Annotated in this window: 15 protein-coding genes and 1 rRNA gene; 9 read left to right on the top strand and 7 right to left on the bottom strand. The window is 71.2% G+C overall.

Features of this window, described 5'->3' with window-relative positions; translation table 11 throughout:
* From rrf to AB0C75_RS30295, 6 genes are all read left to right on the top strand, one after another.
* A 5S ribosomal RNA gene (gene rrf / locus AB0C75_RS30320) occupies positions 1–92 on the top strand; the annotation flags it as partial.
* A 276-nt stretch (positions 93–368) separates the two neighbouring features.
* Entirely contained in the window at positions 369–1,562 is a 1,194-nt protein-coding gene (locus AB0C75_RS30315; RefSeq protein WP_362894943.1) for an MFS transporter, read from the top strand.
* 218 nt (positions 1,563–1,780) lie between these two features.
* Positions 1,781–2,698 (top strand): ABC transporter ATP-binding protein, encoded by a 918-nt coding sequence (locus AB0C75_RS30310; RefSeq protein ID WP_362894942.1) that lies wholly within the window; start codon positions 1,781–1,783, stop codon positions 2,696–2,698.
* A complete protein-coding gene (locus AB0C75_RS30305; RefSeq protein ID WP_362894941.1) occupies positions 2,695–3,441 on the top strand; it encodes an ABC transporter permease in 747 nt (248 codons plus the stop codon). The genes AB0C75_RS30310 and AB0C75_RS30305 overlap by 4 nt, the downstream gene beginning before the upstream one ends.
* Positions 3,442–3,576: 135 nt before the next feature.
* Complete coding sequence (locus AB0C75_RS30300) at positions 3,577–4,860, top strand: sensor histidine kinase (RefSeq protein WP_362894940.1); 1,284 nt, start codon at positions 3,577–3,579, stop codon at positions 4,858–4,860.
* Positions 4,850–5,497, top strand: a complete 648-nt coding sequence (locus tag AB0C75_RS30295) for a response regulator transcription factor (RefSeq protein WP_362894939.1) — start codon at positions 4,850–4,852, stop codon at positions 5,495–5,497. Before AB0C75_RS30300 ends, AB0C75_RS30295 begins: the two co-directional genes overlap by 11 nt.
* A 45-nt stretch (positions 5,498–5,542) precedes the next feature.
* Here the strand turns inward: AB0C75_RS30295 and AB0C75_RS30290 are convergent, their stop codons facing one another.
* The gene (locus tag AB0C75_RS30290; RefSeq protein ID WP_362894938.1) at positions 5,543–6,541 is read right to left on the bottom strand and encodes a GntR family transcriptional regulator; all 999 of its coding nucleotides are present in this window, start codon (positions 6,539–6,541) and stop codon (positions 5,543–5,545) included.
* A gap of 158 nt (positions 6,542–6,699) precedes the next feature.
* Between AB0C75_RS30290 and AB0C75_RS30285 the strand changes: the two genes are divergently transcribed.
* Both AB0C75_RS30285 and AB0C75_RS30280 read left to right on the top strand, forming a co-directional pair.
* Complete coding sequence (locus AB0C75_RS30285) at positions 6,700–7,803, top strand: FAD-dependent monooxygenase (RefSeq protein WP_362894937.1); 1,104 nt, start codon at positions 6,700–6,702, stop codon at positions 7,801–7,803.
* Between the two features lie 64 nt (positions 7,804–7,867).
* On the top strand, positions 7,868–8,416 hold the full coding sequence (locus tag AB0C75_RS30280; protein ID WP_362894936.1) for a GNAT family N-acetyltransferase: 549 nt from the start codon (positions 7,868–7,870) through the stop codon (positions 8,414–8,416).
* 127 nt (positions 8,417–8,543) lie between these two features.
* On the opposite strand, the gene AB0C75_RS30275 is transcribed toward AB0C75_RS30280, so the two are convergent.
* A complete protein-coding gene (locus AB0C75_RS30275) occupies positions 8,544–9,161 on the bottom strand; it encodes a TetR-like C-terminal domain-containing protein (RefSeq protein ID WP_362894935.1) in 618 nt (205 codons plus the stop codon).
* A gap of 82 nt (positions 9,162–9,243) precedes the next feature.
* On the opposite strand from AB0C75_RS30275, the gene AB0C75_RS30270 reads away from it, so the two are divergent.
* A complete protein-coding gene (locus AB0C75_RS30270) occupies positions 9,244–10,578 on the top strand; it encodes an alpha/beta hydrolase (RefSeq protein WP_362894934.1) in 1,335 nt (444 codons plus the stop codon).
* 121 nt (positions 10,579–10,699) lie between these two features.
* On the opposite strand, the gene AB0C75_RS30265 is transcribed toward AB0C75_RS30270, so the two are convergent.
* Genes AB0C75_RS30265 through AB0C75_RS30245 form a run of 5 tightly spaced genes read right to left on the bottom strand, consistent with a single transcriptional unit; the run spans position 10,700 to position 17,672 of the window.
* Positions 10,700–12,478, bottom strand: a complete 1,779-nt coding sequence (locus tag AB0C75_RS30265; protein ID WP_362894933.1) for a type VI secretion protein — start codon at positions 12,476–12,478, stop codon at positions 10,700–10,702.
* Position 12,479: 1 nt separating this feature from the next.
* Entirely contained in the window at positions 12,480–13,898 is a 1,419-nt protein-coding gene (locus AB0C75_RS30260; RefSeq protein WP_362894932.1) for an ATP-binding protein, read from the bottom strand.
* An 18-nt stretch (positions 13,899–13,916) separates the two neighbouring features.
* Positions 13,917–15,467 (bottom strand): SCO6880 family protein, encoded by a 1,551-nt coding sequence (locus AB0C75_RS30255; protein ID WP_362894931.1) that lies wholly within the window; start codon positions 15,465–15,467, stop codon positions 13,917–13,919.
* On the bottom strand, positions 15,464–16,810 hold the full coding sequence (locus AB0C75_RS30250; protein WP_362894930.1) for a hypothetical protein: 1,347 nt from the start codon (positions 16,808–16,810) through the stop codon (positions 15,464–15,466). Before AB0C75_RS30250 ends, AB0C75_RS30255 begins: the two co-directional genes overlap by 4 nt.
* Positions 16,800–17,672, bottom strand: coding sequence for a hypothetical protein (locus tag AB0C75_RS30245; RefSeq protein ID WP_362894929.1), 873 nt, complete (start codon positions 17,670–17,672; stop codon positions 16,800–16,802). Before AB0C75_RS30245 ends, AB0C75_RS30250 begins: the two co-directional genes overlap by 11 nt.
* Positions 17,673–17,859 lie beyond the last annotated feature (187 nt).

Below are 17,859 nucleotides of genomic sequence, written 5' to 3'. Positions count from 1 at the left end.
CGCCCGGTTACATTCCGAACCCGGAAGCTAAGCCTTTCAGCGCCGATGGTACTGCAGGGGGGACCCTGTGGGAGAGTAGGACGCCGCCGAACAATTATTCCGGGAAAGCCCCGTGCCCTTGTGGCACGGGGCTTTTCTGCGTTCTACAGCTACCATGATTCTTCTCGATCTCAGTACTCAACGTTTCTGCCGGCGCTGGAGCCCCTGGACGACTCCTGGCGGTCGTATCCCAGGCCGTCCCACCGCGCAGCGGAAGGTTCGCTGTGACGCCGCGGCACTGGTTTCGTCGTACCGCACCGGCTCGTACAGGAGCCGGTGCCTACCGTTCGGCTCTGCAGATCCCAGGGGCGGCGGCCTTCTTTCTGGCCGTGGCTCCAGCCCGGGTCGGGGTGGCCATGTCGGGCCTGGGGATGGTCTGGCTGGTCCGTGCCGAGACAGGGTCCTTCGGGGCGGCCGGTCTGGTCACTGCGTCGTTCGCCGTGGCGGAGACCCTGGTGGGTCCTCAGACGGCCCGCCTTATGGACCGTGTCGGACAGCCGCGTGTCCTCTTTCCCCTTCTGTGTGCCCACGCGGGAGCGGTGACGGCCCTGGTCGTGCTGGTCCTCACGGCGGCACCCACCGTGTTGCTGATGGTGGTCGGCCTCGTCATGGGTGCGACTGTCCCGCAGTTCGGTGCGCTGTCCGCGGCACGTTGGTCGGCGTTGCTGCATGACAGGCATGACAGGCATGACAGGGCCGAGCTGACGCCGGCCTTCGCGCTCGAAGCGATCAGTAACGATGTCGCCTTCCTCATCGGCCCCACCCTCGCTGTGCTGGCGGCCACTCGGTGGCATCCCGCCGCAGGGACGGTGCTGGCGGGCGTGCTCGTCGTCGGCGCCGGACTCGCCTTCGCCGCACTGCGTCGCACGGCCCCGGCGCCCGAGGGGCGTGAGGCCGCCGTGGGGACGTTACGGACGCCGGGGGCCCCACGGAACGGGGTGCTGTGGAGCCGTAACTTCTCCACTCTGCTGGTGGTCAACCTGGCCCTGGGCGTCTTCTTCGGCTCGATGCAGGTCTCGGTGAGCGCGTTCGCCGATGTCCACCGTGCCTCCTCGGCCGCAGGGTCCCTGTACGGGCTGATGAGCGCGGCGAGCCTGCTGGCCGGGCTGGCGTACGGGCGGTACCGGCCGAACTTGCCGCCTGCCGCTCAACTGCCGCTGATCCTGACCTTCCTGGCCTGCGCGTCGCTGCTGCCCCTGCTGGCCGGCAGCCCCTGGCAGCTAGGTGTTGCCCTGTTGCTTCCCGGCGCGGGCGTCGCTCCGTGCATCGTCGTCTCCTCGGTGCTTGTGGAGTCGGTCATGGACCGGTCGGTCCTGACCCAGGCCTTCACCTGGACCAACTCCGCGAGCGCGGCGGGCATCGCCGTCTCTGCTGCCACGGTGGGCAGGCTCGTGGACGGGCCGGGCGGCGCACGAGCCGGCTTTGCCGTCCCGCTCCTGGTGCTGATCGCGACGGCGGTCCTCACCTGGTGCGGCCGTGGGGCCCTCACCTCGGGCACCACGGCGGGTGCCCGTAGTGGATAGCGCGGGTTCACCCTGCGGGTGCCGTACGGCGGAAGACGCGGCCTGAGTACGGAGCGAGTGGGTAGCGGAAGGCGGCCCCCGCCGAAGCGCGGGCTGTGTGTCATGGCGCGGGCTTCTGGGTCCCGTAGGGGTCGTAGGGGCGGTCAGCCGATCGGTTGATGTCGCTTCTGGCGCGATGGGCGATACCGCGGGCGGGCCCGCTCGGCGACGCTGGTGCCATGACCACCACCACACCACTCATCGAGGTCGCCGGGCTGCGCAAGGCGTATGCCGGGCGGACCGTCGTCGACGGGGTCTCGTTCGCCGTCGAGGAGGGCGAGATCTTCGGGATCCTCGGGCCGAACGGTGCGGGCAAGACCACCACCGTCGAGTGCGTCGAGGGGCTGCGCGTGCCCGACGGGGGGCAGGTGCGCGTCGCGGGCCACGACCCCGTACGCGACCACGACCAGGTCACCCGTATCCTCGGCGCCCAGCTCCAGGAGAGCGAGATCCAGCCGAAGCTCACCGTGCGGGAGGCGCTGGAGCTGTATTCGGCGTTCTACGCCGCCCCGCTCGACTGGCAGCCGCTCGCCGAACGGCTGCGGCTGACCGACAAGCTCACCACCCGGTTCGCGAAGCTGAGCGGCGGTCAGAAGCAGCGCCTCTTCATCGCGCTCGCCCTCATCGGGGATCCCAGGGTCGTCGTCCTCGACGAGCTGACCACCGGACTCGACCCGCGCTCCCGCCGCGACACCTGGGAGCTCATCGAGGACGTGCGGGACCGCGGGGTCACCGTGCTGCTCGTCACGCACTTCATGGAGGAGGCGCAGCGGCTGTGCGACCGGATCGCCGTGATCGACAAGGGGCGGGTCGCGGCCCTCGACTCGCCGGCGGGGCTGATCAGCCAGGCGGCCGGCGCGACCGTCATCTCGTTCACGCCGTCCTCGCCCCTCGACGAGCGTGAGCTGAGCCTGCTGCCGGGGCTCGTGGGCATCGAGCACAAGGATTCCCGGGTGACGCTGACCGGCACCGACGACACGGTCAACGCCGTCATCACACTGCTGGCCCGCCAGCACGTCACCGCCCACCAACTCCGCGTGTCCGATGCCACGTTGGACGACGCTTTTCTCGACCTCACGGGAGCCGGCCAGTCATGAGTACCGTCACCAGCGCACCGGTGCTGAAGGCCGAGTTCCGGCTGTTCCGCCGCGAGCCCGGCAGCGTTTTCTGGATCCTCGGTTTCCCGACGGCCCTGCTCGTGATCCTCGGGTCCATTCCGTCGTTCCGTGAGCCGAGCGCCGACTTCGGCGGGCTGCGCACCATCGATGTGTACGTCCCCATCGCCGTGCTCCTCGGCATGATCGTCGCGGGGCTCCAGGCGATGCCGCCCGTCGTCACCGGGTACCGCGAGCGCGGCATCCTGCGCCGGATGTCGACGACGCCGGTGCGTCCCTCCGCGTTGCTCGGGGCGCAGATGGCCATCCACGGGGCGTCCGCGTTGGTCTCGTCCGTGCTCGTGCTCGTCGTGGGCCGCATCGCCTTCGATGTGCCGCTGCCAGGCCGGCTCGTCGGCTATCTGCTCGCGCTCGTCCTGTCGATCGTCGTCGCGCTGGCGCTCGGCGCCCTTGTCTGCGCCCTCGCCGGTACCACGAAGGTCGCGAGCGCCATCGGCTCCGTGATCTTCTTCCCGTCGATGTTCTGCGCGGGCGTGTGGATCCCGGTGCAGGCGATGCCGGACGTGCTGGGGAGCATTGTCGAGTGCACGCCGTTCGGCGCTGCCGCGCAGGCCCTGAACCAGGCCGCAGCGGGGGACTGGCCGGCCTGGTCCCACCTCGGTGTGCTCGTGCTGTGGGCCGTGGTGCTGACGGGCGGGGCGGCGCGCTGGTTCCGCTGGGAGTGACGCGGGAGTGACGTAGGAGTGGCGTGGGGGGTGAGGTGGAGGCGGTGGGGCGGCGGCGGGTGAGGCGGAGGCGGTGAGGCGGTGGTGAGCATGGACACGCAAGGCGTGCCGGGCGGTTCCCGGCACACTGGAGCAATGGACCGACCGGATGCGCAGCCCGGCCACGCCGCCGCCACGGCAGCCGTCGAGGACCGGTGGCGGGCCTTCCAGCGGTACGCCCCGTTCTCCCTGCTCGCCTTCAGCGTGCTGCTGGCCGTTCCGACCGGCGGCGTGATCGGGGTCGAGCACGCCGCCTGGGTCCTGATGGCCGTTCTGGTCGTGGTGGCGGTTGTCCTGGAGGGGTGGTGCATCTGGTTCGGCGTGGCCCGCCGGGGGCCGTCCGCCATCGGTACCCTCTACTACCTGGTGCGCTGGGCCGTCGCCTTCATGCTGGCCGTCTGCAGCCCGTTCTTCGCGTTCTACGGCTGCCTCGGGTACTTCGGCGCCACCCGGCTCCTGGTCCCGCGCCTGGTCAGGCCCGGCCTCGCCGGCACTGCGGTGATCCTGGCCGGAGCCCAGGCCGGTGGGCTGCCGCCGGGCAGCGGGGGAGCCTGGGCGCTGTTCGGCGTGCTGCTGGCGGGGAACATGGCGGTGGTCGGTGTGATGATCCAGCTCGACGCCAAGGACGAGGAGCGGGTCCGGGCCCAGGTCGCGACCATCGCCGAGCTGGAACGCACCAATCAGGCTCTGCACGACGCCCTCGACGAGAACGCCGCTCTTCATGCCCAGCTCCTCGTCCAGGCCCGTGAGGCCGGGGTCGCCGACGAGCGCAGGCGTCTGGCCGCCGAGATCCACGACACCATCGCGCAGGGCCTGACCGGGATCATCGCCCAGCTCCAGGTCGTCGCGAACACCCCGGACCACGACCTGGCCCGCGAGCACCTCGGCCGGGCCTCCGACCTTGCCCGCCGCAGCCTGGGCGAGGCCCGTCGGTCCGTGCACAACCTGTCCCCGGTCGCGCTCACCGACGCCACGCTCGCCGAGGCGCTGCACGAGACCGTCGAGGAGTGGTCGGCGCGTACGGGGGTGCGCGCCGAGTTCATCCTCACCGGTGCGGCGGAGCACCTGCACGAAGAGATCGAGGCGACGCTGCTGCGCATCACGCAGGAGGCGCTGTCGAACACCGCCCGGCACGCCCGTGCCTCCCGTCTGGGTGTCACCCTCTCGTTCATGGCGGGCGAGGTCACCCTCGACGTACGCGACGACGGCCGCGGCTTCGACCCGAAGGCGTTGCCCGCCCACACGGGCAGCGGCGGCTTCGGCCTGGACGGTATGCGGGCCCGGGCCGAACGCATCGCGGGCACGGTCACCGTCGAGTCCGAGCAGGACGGCGGCACGGCGATCTCCGCTCGCGTACCGTTGGTCCGCCATGAGCAGTGAGCCCTCTCCCGTCACGTTGCTGATCGTCGACGACCACCCGGTGGTCAGGGACGGTCTGCGCGGCATGTTCGAGTCGGTCGACGGCTTCACGGTTCTCGGTGAGGCCTCCGACGGAGTCGAGGGCGTCGCCCGAGCCCTCGCCCTCGATCCCGACGTCGTCCTCATGGATCTGCGGATGCCGGGCGGCGGTGGGGTCGACGCCATCAGGGAGCTGTCCCGGCGCGGCGCCCGTGCCCGCGTCCTGGTCCTCACCACGTACGACACCGACTCCGACACGCTGCCCGCGATCGAGGCGGGCGCCACCGGCTACCTCCTCAAGGACGCGCCCCGCGAGGAGCTCTTCACGGCGGTGCGCGCCGCATCCGAGGGCCGCACCGTGCTCTCCCCGGCGGTCGCGTCGCGCCTGGTCACCGCTGTGCGTACGCCCCCGGCCCCGGCCGGGGCCACCCTCTCGGCCCGGGAGCGGGAGGTCCTCGTCCTCGTCGCGCGCGGCACGTCGAACCGGGAGATCGCCCGCGAGCTGTTCATCAGCGAGGCCACGGTCAAGACCCATCTCACCCACCTCTATGCCAAGTTGGGCGTCAAGGACCGGGCGGCGGCGGTCGCGGTGGCGTACGACCGCAAGATCCTCGGCTAGGGCCACACACAAAGGTCCTTGGCCAAGGCATACGGACACAGCGCTTCAGGGCGTGTTCCGGCCCTCGATGACAGGGGTCAGCCCGTCGAGCAGGGCCTTGAGGCCGAGCTCGAAGAGTGTGTCGATGCGGAGGTCGTAGCCGTCGTCGAACGAGCCGATGATCTTCGTGAAGGTGGGGAAGCGTCCGGAGTCGGTCAGGCTCCGGAGCGCATGGGCGCGGCTGTCCATCCACTGGTCGTCGGACTGCCCGGTGGTCGCCTCGGCGTGCGCCTCCCCTTCGAGATGGATCGCCAGTCCCTGCACGTGGCTGTAGAGCAGTACGTGGATGTCGAACAGCGTGGTGGTGTCCAGGCCGTGCCCGTCCAGCGCGCCGAGCGTCCATTCGCCGTGGACGATCAGGTTGGGGAGGAGCAGGGGGCGGGTGAGGGGTGAGAGCTGGGCGAGCCAGGGGTGCTTCCGGTGCAGGGTCCACAGCGTTCGTGCGCCCAGCTCCACGCGGGCACGCCAGCCGTCCGGGGCTGTGGCGGGGTAGGTCTGCTCGCCGAACGCGCTGTCCGCCATCAGCAGGATGAGATCGTCCTTGCCGGTGACGTACCGGTAGGGCGACATGGGGGCGACGCCGAGCCGTCCGGCGACCCCGCGCATGGAGAGGGCCCCGAGCCCCTCGGTGTCCGCGATGTCGATGGCGGTGCCCACGATCCGGTTCAGGGTCAGTTCCTGTTCAGCGGGAGCGGCAGTGGCGGAGGACCCGGTCCCCGCGCCCGAGGGCGGCGGGGGCCGCCGCCTGCGGGGTGCGGTGCCGGGCGGGGCCGGGGTCGCGACGACCGTGCCGACGCGTGGCTGTGTCTCCACGGTCCCCTCCAGGCGCAGGTGCGTCAGGGCCTTGGTCGCGGTGGCGAGGGCCACGCCCCATTCCTCGGCGATGCGACGGGTGGAGGGGACGCGGTCCCCCGGGGCCAGTTCGCCCTCGCCGATGCGCCGGCGGATCTCGGTGGCGATACGCAGATAGGGCGGCTCGTCCGCGTGCCCCGTGATGTCCGTCACGTGCCGTCTCCTTTCCCTCCTGTACTAGTGCAGACCCTAGCGGGTGTTCTGTGTGTCACGGCTCATCTGTCCTAGTGCAGAGCGGAATTGTTCCTGGTGGCGAGGGTCGTGCGTACACCGTACGTTCAGCTGGACACAGCGTACGAGAGGAGCTTCTGATGCGCACCGTTCTCATCTCCGGCGGAGGTGTCGCCGGACCCGCGCTCGCCCATTGGCTGCACCACCACGGCTTCGCGGTGACCGTCGTCGAACGAGGGGCGGGGGTGCGGCCCGGCGGGCAGGCCATCGACGTCCGGGGTGTCGCGCTCGACGTGATCGAGCGGATGGGCCTGCTGGAGCCGGCTCGCCGGGTCCGTACCCGGATGCGGGGCATGTCGGTCATCGATCCCGACGGAAAGGAGATCCACCGTTCCACCGAGGCGACCCTGAGCAGCGGCCGGCTGGACAGCCCCGACATCGAGCTGCTGCGCGAGGACCTGGTGCGGCTGGTGTACGAGCGGACGCGCGCGGACGTGGAGTACCTCTTCGGGGACACCGTCACCGCGCTCGACGAGGACACGACCGGAGTGCGGGTGGACTTCGCCCGTGCCGCATCCCGCACCTTCGACCTCGTCATCGGAGCCGACGGACTGCACTCGACGGTGCGACGGCTGGCGTTCGGGCCCGAGGAGCGTTTCGTGCACCATCTCGGCAGCTACCTGTCGGTGTTCAGCGCGGAGAACTTCCTCGCTCTCGAGGACTGGCAGGTATGGCTGAACGACGGCGGTGTCGGCTTCGGCATCATGCCGGTGCGCGACAACACCGAGCTGAGGGTCGCGTTCGGCTTCGAGTCGGGTCCGCTGGCCCGCGACGCCGAGGCCCTGCGCCGCATGATCATGGAGAGGCTCGCGGCCCTGCGGTGGGAGGGACCGCGTCTGGCCGAGGCCGCGCGCGACGCCCCCGACTTCTACTGCGACGCCATGGCGCAGATCCGGATGGACCGCTGGTCGCACGGCCGGGTGGCGCTGCTCGGTGACGCCGCCTCCTGCCCGTCACCGCTCTCGGGCCAGGGCACCAGCCTGTCGCTCGTCGGCGCGTACGTGCTGGCCGACTCCCTGGCAGCCCGGGCAGCCAGCGACCACACGGCCGCCTACGACCGCTACGAGGAGCGGATGCGCGACTTCGTCGCCCTGAACCAGGCGCTGGCGACAGAGAATCCCGGCGGGCCCGCGGCCGAGGCGTCCGTCGCGCACGCCAAGAACGCCCTGTCGCTGGACGGCTGAGAGGCGCGGCAGCGCCACGCGTATCTCGTTTGCCGTGATGGGGGCTGCCGGGCACCATCGGTGGATGGACTACGTCGTGCGTGCGGTGCGGGCAGAGGAGTGGGCGCGGGCCAAGGAGATCCGGCTGGTGGCGCTGCGGGATCCGGCTGCCCCGATCGCCTTCCTGGAGACGTACGAGCAGGCGCTGGCCAAGCTTGATGTGTTCTGGCAGGAGCGGACGGCGGGAGCCGCCACGGGTGGGCACAGCCGTCAGTTCGTCGCCGAGGCGCCCGACGGGCAGTGGGCGGGCACGGTGTCGGTGCTGGTCGAGCGCCCGGGGGGTGAACCGGGCTTCGGGGAGGCGGCCGAGACCGACCAGGCACACCTGGTCGGAGTGTTCGTCCGGCCCGGGCACCGCGGGCGGGGAGTGGTGGACGCGCTGTTCCGTGAGGCGATCGACTGGTCCTGGTCGCTCACCGGACGGCCGCTTCAGCGGGTGCGGCTGTACGTCCATCAGGACAACGCGCGTGCCGCGGCCTCGTATCGCCGGATGGGCTTCGCCCCGAGCGGGCGGAGCATTCCGATGGAGGGCGATCCGACGTCCCTGGAGCTGGAGTTCGAGATCCGCCGTTAGGGCGCCCTGGGCTCTTGAAGCCACCGCTGAGTGACCAGCAGCTCTCTGCGGGGAGACTTGCGCTCGAGGTACTGGTGGCAAGGCCTCGGCGAACGAGGCTGCCCGCTTCTGTGCGACCGCACGGACTTCACGGCGCCGGGTGGGTGCGCCGGATGCCGGAGAAGGCGGTGGGGGTCGCCCAGCCGCGCAGTACGGCGTCGATCGTTGACCGGAACGCGGTCTCGGCTGCGGTGCCGCTGAGGCCGCCGGCGAGTTCGAGGGTCACGAGCCCGTGCAGGGCGACCCACAACGAGACGGCGATGAGTGTGGTGTCCCCCGCGAGGATGCGGCCCGCCACGGCGCGGTCGACCGCCGCGACAAGCGGCCGCACCGGGTCGCGGTCGCCGACCCGCGCCGACGGGACGAAGGACTGCGCGCCACCGAACAACACCGTGTACAGGTGCCGGTGTTCGCGTCCCCAGCGGCGATACGCCGCGGCCAACGCGTACAGGTCCTCCAGGGCGGACTCCGCGTCAGGGACGGCCGTCAGGTCCTGGAACAGGCCGGCGACCGCTTGGTCGCGCACCTCACGGATCAGCCCGTCCTTGCCCTGGAACAACGTGTACACCGCCGCCGTCGACGTCCCGGCAGCGGTAGCCAGGGCGCGGACGCTGACCGACTCCTGGGGGCGGGTGGCGAACATCTCGGTCGCGCATGCCACGAGACGTTCTCTGACGGCGGCGTCGTTCGTTCTCGGCCTTCCCACGCGGAACAGCTTACCCGGGCTGGTAACGTCATTTCAGAACAGTGTTTCAAAACGACGTGTCAAAACCTGGGGAGAGATCACCGTGCCACCGTCCGTCATACGTCCTTTACGCCTCGTCGGCCGCCTCCTGGCGGCTACCGCCGCAGTGGTGGGGCTGGTCGCCTTCTTCCTGGCCCTTGTCGTCGCCACCGACGGGGCGGCATCAGGGTTCCCCGCATGGTCCGCGACGGCCGGGGTCGCGGTCGTCGCGGCACTGTGGCGGGGTCGCCGCCGGTCCTGGCGAGGGCGGCTGGTTCCCTTCCTGCCGGTGCTCGTCGCGGTGACCCTGACGTTGTCGGTGTGCGTTCCCACCGTCCCCACGGCGTATCGCCCCCCGCCCGCCCTGACGTTCGTGACCACCGAGCACTGGCGCCTGTCCACCGGCAGCCGGGTCGCGGTCTACCACTACCCGCCCACTGGCAACAGCCCCCGGCATCGTGTTCCGCTCGTCTATCTCCACGGCGGGCCGGTGCGCGGCATCTCGGTGCTCGACCACCACTTCCTGCAGAGGCTCGCAGGACAGGGCTATGACGTGTACGCCTACGAGCAGGCCGGCGGTGGACGCAGCGACCTGCTGCCCATGGACCGGTACTCGATCACCCGGTCCGTCCATGACCTCGGCGCCTTCGCCGGCAAGCTCGGCAGGGGCCGCGTCGACGTGCTGGGATTCTCCTCGGGGGCGGCCGTGCTCACCCGTGCGCTGGCCGACCGGGCCACCGCCGCCCACCTGCATCGGGCGGTCATCGCCGAGCCGGGTCCGATGGACGGCCCCACCGCCGGGATGACCGGGCGGAAGGGGCGGCCGTCCGCCCGCGGCATCGCACCGGCCACGGCCGGACCGCGCTCCACACACATCCCGCGGTACGCGGTCGCGTTCGGCCTCATGCGGCTCGGACTGCTCAGTCCGGCCACCGGGTTGGTGGGGCAGGCGGAAGGCGTCAATGCCTTCACCGCCGCCGATCTCGGCAGCGACACCGCGTCCGCCTACTGCGCGAAAGACGCGCACCGCATCCCGGTCGAGGACACGGAGCGAACCTTCTCCTTCAGCGCCGCCGCCAGCCTCCGCATCCAGCAGACGATCAAAGACTCCCCCTCCATCGCCCCGCAGCTGAGGCGCTCCCGGACCCCCGCGATGCTGATGATCGCCGAGTGCTCCTCCCAGGTCCGCCGGTGGGGGACGACCATCCTTGCGAACGACCCCGCCGTCCAGCGCACCCAGTACATGCCGGGCGTCGGCCACCACATGTGGAACGGCCTGGACGACAACGACCGACGAGCCGCAGCCGTCATCACCGCATTCCTCCAGGACAAGCCCGCGCCTCTGCCCGACCGCCCGACCCGGGCCGGCATCCCGGCCTTCCTCCGCGACCACAGGTAGACGGTTCCGGCCTGAGCGGCCGGCCTGATCGGCAGCCGGTCCGGCCTTGTCGGTGAGGGACCGGCTGCGGGGCATGCCGGACGGGGGACGGCTCGACGGGTGGTCAGCTCGGGCCAGGTGGTCAGCTCGGGCCGGGCGCCGGCAGGCGTTCCCGCCAGCGGGCACGGGCCTGCTCCTCGGAGCGGAGCAGCGCCAGCGTGGGCATCCCCTGGCCCTGGCCGGCCGACAGCAGCTCCGGCAGCTGGGGAAGCGGGGCCACGGCGGCGACATCGTCGAGGACGAGCGTCATTGGTGGGTCGAGCCGACCGTCGGTTGACCGTGCGGCCATGCGGCGGCCGTGCTCGACCACGTGCGAGGCGAGTGCGGTGAGCAGGGGCATCGCACCGGGGCGGTGGCGAGGATCCTCGATGGGCTCGCCGACCACATAGAGCGTTCCCCCTTCGCGAGCGAAAGAATCCAGCACGAGCGCATCGGCTCGGTTGGGTGTGCACGCTTCGCGGATGTGGACCGAGGAGAGGGCCTCGAAGGCTCGTACGGTCAGTTCCTGGGCCACCTCCCGGCGTTCGGGGTAGGCGGTGAGCGCGGATTCCAGGAGTCCGGCGAGCCCGGAGGCCGCCTTGGGATGGGTGCGGAGCACCCGGACCGGGTCCTGGCCGCCCGAGCCGGAGGCCCAGCGGTGGACCTGGCGGAAGGGCCGGCCGTCCACGGCGGCGGCGTGCAGCCAGCACCGGAGCAGTGTCTCGGCGGTGTCGGCGACGGCCGTGTCCGCCCTGGCCAGGGGGCGGACCGGGGCGAGGAGCGCGGCGGCGCGGGAGCCCGCGATGGCGGGGTCGTCGCAGCCGGCGACGGGCGACCAGTGGAGGCGGGCCGGGGTGTCGCAGAGGTGGCCGGGGTCGTAGACGAGGACCGGGCCGAGCTTGCTGCGGGCGTCCTTCGTCTCGGCCCAGACGCTGGGGTCCGAGGTCACGACGAGGGCGGAGCCGTCGGCGTCCCGGATGGCCTGGACGACGGCGGGGCGACGGGTGGCCGATGCGCCGTAGAGGACGTGGGGGATACGGGGCGTGGGGACCAGCGGGGCGGTCGCGTGCGCGTACGCGACGAGGGGCGTGACGGTGGCCGGCTCCGGTGCGTACGGGGCGGCGGTGGCGCCGGGGACGTGCGCGTGCTCGGTGGGTGTGGCGCCGGGGACGTGCGCGTGCTCGGTGGGTGTGGCGCCGGGGGCGTGCGCGTGCTCGGTGGGTGTGGCGCCGGGGGCTTGTGCATGCCCGGTGGCGGTGGCGGGCTCCCGTACGCCCTCGGCGCCTGGTGCTGCGGACAGTGCCGCGGACCGTGCTGCGGCGGCCTCCACGGGCAACGGGGTCCGGGCGGCCTCGGGGCTGGATGCCGGAGCGGGCGCCCCGGCGGGCGGTGCTGCTTCCCGGGCGGGGTCCTGCCCGTCCGGGGGCGCGGGCCGGGTGTGTACGGCGTCGCGCTCGGCTGCGTACGGTGCCGGGGGCGGCATAGGTGCCGGCGCCGCGCTCTTCTGCTTCCGGACCAGACGCCAGCGCGTCACCACACCCACCACGAACACCGTGAGGACCAGCAGCACCATCACTTCGCCGATGAACAGGCCCCAGAACAGCCCGTACCCGGAGAGCTCGGCCGGCGGGCTGTCAGGCCAGGCGCCCGGCAGATCAGTCGGGTCGCCGGCGAGGGCGCGCAGGGCCAGCGGGGTCCGCGTGAAGCTGACGCCGTCCGGCCAGCCGCCGTGGGCGAACAGCCCGGCCAGGCCCGTGGCCGTCCACGCCAGGACCGTCAGCCCGAAGAGGAAGACCAGGAGCCCGATCAGCAGCCCGTCCGGGACGCCGCCGCCCTGGCCCTCGCCGCCGCGCCCCGGACCGGATGGTGCCTGGCGTGCCATGTCATGCCACCGTTGACTCGGACGACTCGTTGAGCCGTTGCTGGTGCTCGATCCGCGCCGCCCGCTGCTCCGCCTCCAGCTCCGCGGCCCGTACGTCCTCGGGGAGCAGGTCCTGTGCGGAGCCCTCGGTCATCGCACGGTCGGTGAAGACCAGGGGCCGTTCCGCCTCGGTGATCAGGTGTTTGACGACCTGCACATTGCCGTTGACGTCCCATACGGCGATACCGGGGGTGAGCGTCGGGATGATCTCGACCGCCCATCTGGGCAGACCGATGACCTTGCCCGTCGCTCTGGCCTCGTCCGCCTTCTGGGCGTAGATCGTGCGGGTGGAGGCCATCTTCAGGATGGCCGCCGCTTCCTTCGCCGCGGCTCCGTCGACGACGTCGCTGAGGTGGTGGACGACCGCGACGAAGGACAGCCCGAGGCGACGCCCGAATTTCAGCAGACGCTGGAAGAGCTGTGCGACGAACGGGGAGTTGATGATGTGCCAGGCCTCCTCGACCAGGAAGATGCGTTTCTTCCTGTCGGGCCTGATCCAGGTGTGCTCAAGCCACACACCGACGATGGCCATGAGGATCGGCATCGCGATGGAGTTGCGGTCGATGTGCGAGAGGTCGAAGACGATCAGCGGGGCATCGAGGTCGATGCCGATCGTGGTCGGGCCGTCGAACATGCCGCGCAGGTCACCGTCGACGAGCCGGTCCAGGACGAGGGCCACGTCCAGGCCCCAGGCCCGTACGTCGTCCAGGTCCACGTTCATCGCTTCGGCGGACTCGGGCTTCGGGTGGCGCAGCTGCTCCACGATGTCCATGAGGACCGGCTGGCGTTCGGTGATGGTGTCGTTGACGTAGGCGTGCGCGACCTTGAGCGCGAAGCCGGACCGCTCGTCGAGGCCATGCCCCATGGCGACCTCGATGATCGTACGGAGCAGGGCCAGCTGCCCGGTCGTGGTGATCGACGGATCGAGCGGGTTGAGCCGGATCCCGTCGTTCAGCGCGGCCGTCGGGTCGAGCCGGATGGGCGTGATGCCCAGCTCCTCGGCGATGAGGTTCCACTCGCCGACGCCGTCCTCGCCCTGGGCGTCCAGGACGACGACCTGGCGGTCGCGGAAGCGGAGCTGGCGGAGCACATAGGTCTTCTCCAGCGCCGACTTGCCGTTGCCGGACTCGCCGAGCACCAGCCAGTGCGGGGCGGGGAGCTGCTGCCCGTACAGCTGGAACGGGTCGTAGATGTAGCCCTTGCCCGAATACACCTCACGCCCGATGATCACGCCGGAGTCTCCGAGGCCGGGAGCTGCGGTCGGCAGATAGACGGCCTGGGCCTGGCCCGTCGACGTACGCACGGGGAGCCGGGTCGTCTCCACGCTCCCGAAGAGGAAGGAGGTGAAGGCATCCGACAACGCGGACAGCGGATCTCGCATGGCGTGACTGCCCTCTCGTTAGCGACGGATGCCGGTGGCGAACGGCAAGGTGTTCACAAAGGCGCGGTGGTGCTCCCGGTCGCACCACTCCAGCTTGAGGTACGACTTGCCGGCCGAGGCCCGGATCGTCCGCTTGTCGCGGGCGAGCGCCTCGGGGGAGCGGGACGACACGGTGATGTACCCCACCAGGTTCACCCCGGCGGCGCCGCTCGCGAGATCCTCACCCCGTTGGTCGAGCCTGCCGTGGGCGGCGATGTCGCGGGGGTCGACCGTGCGGTTCATCTTGGCCTGGCGGCTGGCTTCGGCGTCGTCGTTGGTCTTCTCCGTGAGCATCCGCTCGATGGCGATCTCGGTGGGTTCGAGGTCCATGGTGACGGCGACCGTACGGATCACGTCCGGTGTGTGGACGAGAAGCGGGGCCAGGAAGTTCACGCCGACCGGCGTCATCGGCCACTCCTTCACCCAGGCCGTCGAGTGGCACCAGGGGGCGCGCGTCGTCGACTCGCGGGTCTTGGCCTGGAGGAAGGTCGGTTCGACCGCGTCCAGTTCGGCCGGCCAGGCGTTGCGCTTCGTCATCGCCTGGATGTGGTCGATGGGGTGGTCCGGGTCGTACATCGAGTGGACGAGGGAGGCCAGCCGGCTCTGGCCGAGCGGCTGGCGGACCCGGATGTCGGCCTCGGCGAGCCGTGCGCAGATGTCGGTCAGCTCACGGGCCATGACGACCGCGAGCCCGGCGTCGCGGTCGACCCTGCGGCCGCCCTTGGGCCGGGCGGCGCGGGCCATGGCGTTGGCCTCGGCCGCCAGGTCACGGCTGAAGTGCATGCAGGCGACGAGGTAGGCGCGGTGCTGCTCGCTGGAGGTCGAGACCATCGACTGGAGCTGGTCGTAGGACTCCTGGAGCCAGCCCGGCGCGGCGCGGTCGCCGCGCTGGGCGACGTCCTTGGCGTGCGCGTCGGGGTCGGCGGGCAGCGTACGGGCCAGCATCTGGAGGCGCGTCACGAAGCCGTCGCCGTTGGCCACGTGCTTGAGCAGGGTGCCGAAGCGGTCGACCAGGGCTTCCTGGTCCTCGCTGTCACGCAGCCCGACACCGGGGCCCTCGATCTCGATGGCGGCCGTGACCGTGCGCCGGTCGGCGTGCAGCAGTACGGCGATCTCGTCGGGCCCGAAGGGGGCGGCGAGCCAGCTGATCCGGCCGATGCCGGGCGGTGGCCCGATCTCCACCTCACGCCCGTCGGCGCTGACACCGGCCTCCATCGCGGAGGAACGGTACGCCGTGCCGCGGCGCAGGGTTCGCTTGAAACTGCGGTTGATCTCGAACCATTTGTAGAAGGTGCGGCCCTTGTAGGGGACGTACACGACGGCCAGGGCCAGCAGGGGGAAGCCCATGAGCGTCACGATCCGCAGGGAGAGCACCGGGACGAGGAGCCCGCTCATCATGCCGAGGAACGCTCCGGCGATGATCAGCGCGATCTCGCCCGTCTCACGGTTCTTGCCGACGATCGCGTTCGGCCTGGCGCGGCCGATGAGATACGTGCGGCGGGGCGCGATGGTGTGGGACTGGGTCGTCAACGCCCTCCCCCTCCTGTGCTCGTGTTACCTGTGCTGCCTGAACCGCCTCGTGGGGTGCGGCTGCCGTGGGGGGTGCCGGAGGTGGGCCCGGACCCGCTGCGTGGCGAGGGCGCGGCGGAGCCGCCGCCTCCGCCGCCTGGGTTACGGGAGCTGTGGGCGGCGACACCGCCGCTGGCCGGGTTGGAGGGCCGGGCTCCTCCGCCACCGCCTCCGCCCTCACCGCCGCCGCGGCCGCTGTGGGTCTTGATGCCCTGGGAGACGAGCGCGGCGGGCGAGCTGATCAGCGCGGCGGCCTGGGAACCGTCGGTGGCCTGCTTGCGGTTGGTGCGGGCGCCCTGGATCTCGTCGCCGAAACCGGGGACGAAGCGGTAGATCATGGCGGAGGCGAAGATCGCCAGCAGGATGATGGCGAGGCCGGACACGACGGCCGAGAAGGCGTTCGGCCCGTCGTCAGCGGAGAGCGCCCCGGCGAGCCCGAGCACGATGACGATGACCGGTTTCACCATGATCACGGCGATCATGATGCCCGCCCAGCGGCGGACATGGCCCCACATGTTCTTGTCGACGAGCCCGGAGTACACGACGACACCGAGCAGGGCGCCCACATAGAGCAGGGCGGCCCGGATCACGAGCTCAAGCCACAGGATGCCGGCGGCGAGGATCGACACGAGCGAGACGACGATCAGCATGATCGGCCCGCCGCCGATGTCGTTGCCCTTCTTGAGGGCTTCGGCGAACGACCCGAAGAAGACGTCGTTCTGCCCGCCTGTCGCCGAGGAGATGACCTGGGTGACGCCGTCGGTGGCCGAGACGACCACGTACAGGATGAGCGGGGTGAAGGCCGAGGCCAGGACCGTCAGCCAGAGGAAGCCGACGGCCTCGGACATGGCGGTGGTGAACGGCACGCCCCTGATGGCGCGCTTGGCCACGGCGAACAGCCACAGGACCAGGGTGAGGACGGTGGAGGCGGCGAAGACGACGGCGTACTGGGTGCGGAAGGTGGAGTTGGTGAAGTCGACGGTCGCCGTGCTCTCCACGGCTTCGCTCAGCTTGCCCACGAGATAGGCGGCGGCGTCCGCGCAGCCGCGGGCGAGGGAGGTGAGGGGGTCGGTGGCGTCGTCGCCGATGGGGGGCGTGCTGCGGGCGCCCGCTCCGGCTCCGTCCTCCTCGCAGTAGTCCCTGGCTTGCCCGACGATGAGATCGCAGGCGCTCTCGCTGGTACTCGGTGACGGGGTCGGTGTGGGCGCGGCGTGGGCGCGGGACGCCAGGAGGATGATCGCCGGCGGAAGGATTCCCAGGATTCCGGCGAGAGAGAAGGCGCGGAACCGGCGGTTATCGGGCATAGGTGAAGCCTCCGTATCCCTCGACCGCACCGGCGATTTCGTCTGCGGTCGAGGCCCGGTTGTCGCCGTTGACGGGGGTGGGGCCCTCGGCCTGACTCGACGATTCGATCTTCCAGTCGCCGGCGACCCACTTGAGTTTCTCCGTGATGGTGAACCAGGACGCGCTGACGGGCTTGGTGGAGCCCTGGCCTGCCATGCCGACGAGGCCGGTGCACCAGACCTCCACGGTTGCGGTGTCCTCGCCCTGGGCAGTCGTCCTGGTCCCGGCCGGGATGGTCCTGGAGACGAACGTCAGGCCGCTGGGCGTGCTGCCGTCTTCGTTCAGCCCGACGTTTGTGAGGAACCCGGCGGAGTACGCCTTGCCTGTGTCGGCCTTGAGAGCTGCCACGACGGCTGGGTCGTGGGTGGCCTCCAGGATGCCGTCCCGCTTCGTCTTGTCGAACATGTCCGCGGACCCCAGCGCCACCGCGTAATTCGCCGCCGCGCTCTGCGCCCCCTGCTCGTCATGCGCGAAGCCCGAGGCGATCGTGCCGTTCTTGCCCTGGACCGGCTTCGTGCCCGTCGCGGCCGTGGGCCCCGCTCCCGCCCCCGCCCCGTCGGACTTCTTCGCGCTGCCGCCGTCCGACCCGCCGCCCCCGCCCTGGTTCGCGAACGCGATCGCCGCGATCAGCAGGACCACCACGCCCACCGCCATGATCAGCGAGCGGGAGCTCCGGGCCGGCCTGCGTCCGTGGCCGTCGCCGTCGTCACCGCCGGGGAGGCGGGTCCGTGTCTGGCGCGTCCCGCCGAGGGTGCTGTACGCGTCGTCAGTACGGCCGCCCGGCTCGCTGCCGCCGTAACCGCGCTCGTCGCCCTGGCTCATGCCGCGTACGCCCCCTCAGCCGTGTGCGGTTCCGCGTAGTGCGACGGTGGCGGTGCTGGTTTCCGCGTGGACGCGGTGTGGTGACTCGACATCAGGAGACGCAACCTCTGCCGGTGGGCACGACGGACGGATGGTGGGGGCGGACGGGGCGGGACGGGGACGGGTCCGGGCAGGGCGGCCGACTGAC

The organism is Streptomyces sp. NPDC048565 (assembly GCF_040650935.1).
Lineage (GTDB): Bacteria > Actinomycetota > Actinomycetes > Streptomycetales > Streptomycetaceae > Streptomyces.
The sequence above is the reverse complement of the archived record's forward strand: the minus strand, read 5'-3'. Positions and strand labels throughout refer to the sequence as shown.

Coding starts and splice junctions, on each gene's coding strand:
- AB0C75_RS30305 (WP_362894941.1), top strand. CDS start 2,695: ATGAGTACCGTCACCAGCGCACCGGTGCTGAAGGCCGAGTTCCGGCTG.
- AB0C75_RS30265 (WP_362894933.1), bottom strand. CDS start 12,478: ATGGCACGCCAGGCACCATCCGGTCCGGGGCGCGGCGGCGAGGGCCAG.
- AB0C75_RS30285 (WP_362894937.1), top strand. CDS start 6,700: ATGCGCACCGTTCTCATCTCCGGCGGAGGTGTCGCCGGACCCGCGCTC.
- AB0C75_RS30260 (WP_362894932.1), bottom strand. CDS start 13,898: ATGCGAGATCCGCTGTCCGCGTTGTCGGATGCCTTCACCTCCTTCCTC.
- AB0C75_RS30245 (WP_362894929.1), bottom strand. CDS start 17,672: ATGAGCCAGGGCGACGAGCGCGGTTACGGCGGCAGCGAGCCGGGCGGC.
- AB0C75_RS30250 (WP_362894930.1), bottom strand. CDS start 16,810: ATGCCCGATAACCGCCGGTTCCGCGCCTTCTCTCTCGCCGGAATCCTG.
- AB0C75_RS30300 (WP_362894940.1), top strand. CDS start 3,577: ATGGACCGACCGGATGCGCAGCCCGGCCACGCCGCCGCCACGGCAGCC.
- AB0C75_RS30280 (WP_362894936.1), top strand. CDS start 7,868: ATGGACTACGTCGTGCGTGCGGTGCGGGCAGAGGAGTGGGCGCGGGCC.
- AB0C75_RS30295 (WP_362894939.1), top strand. CDS start 4,850: ATGAGCAGTGAGCCCTCTCCCGTCACGTTGCTGATCGTCGACGACCAC.
- AB0C75_RS30310 (WP_362894942.1), top strand. CDS start 1,781: ATGACCACCACCACACCACTCATCGAGGTCGCCGGGCTGCGCAAGGCG.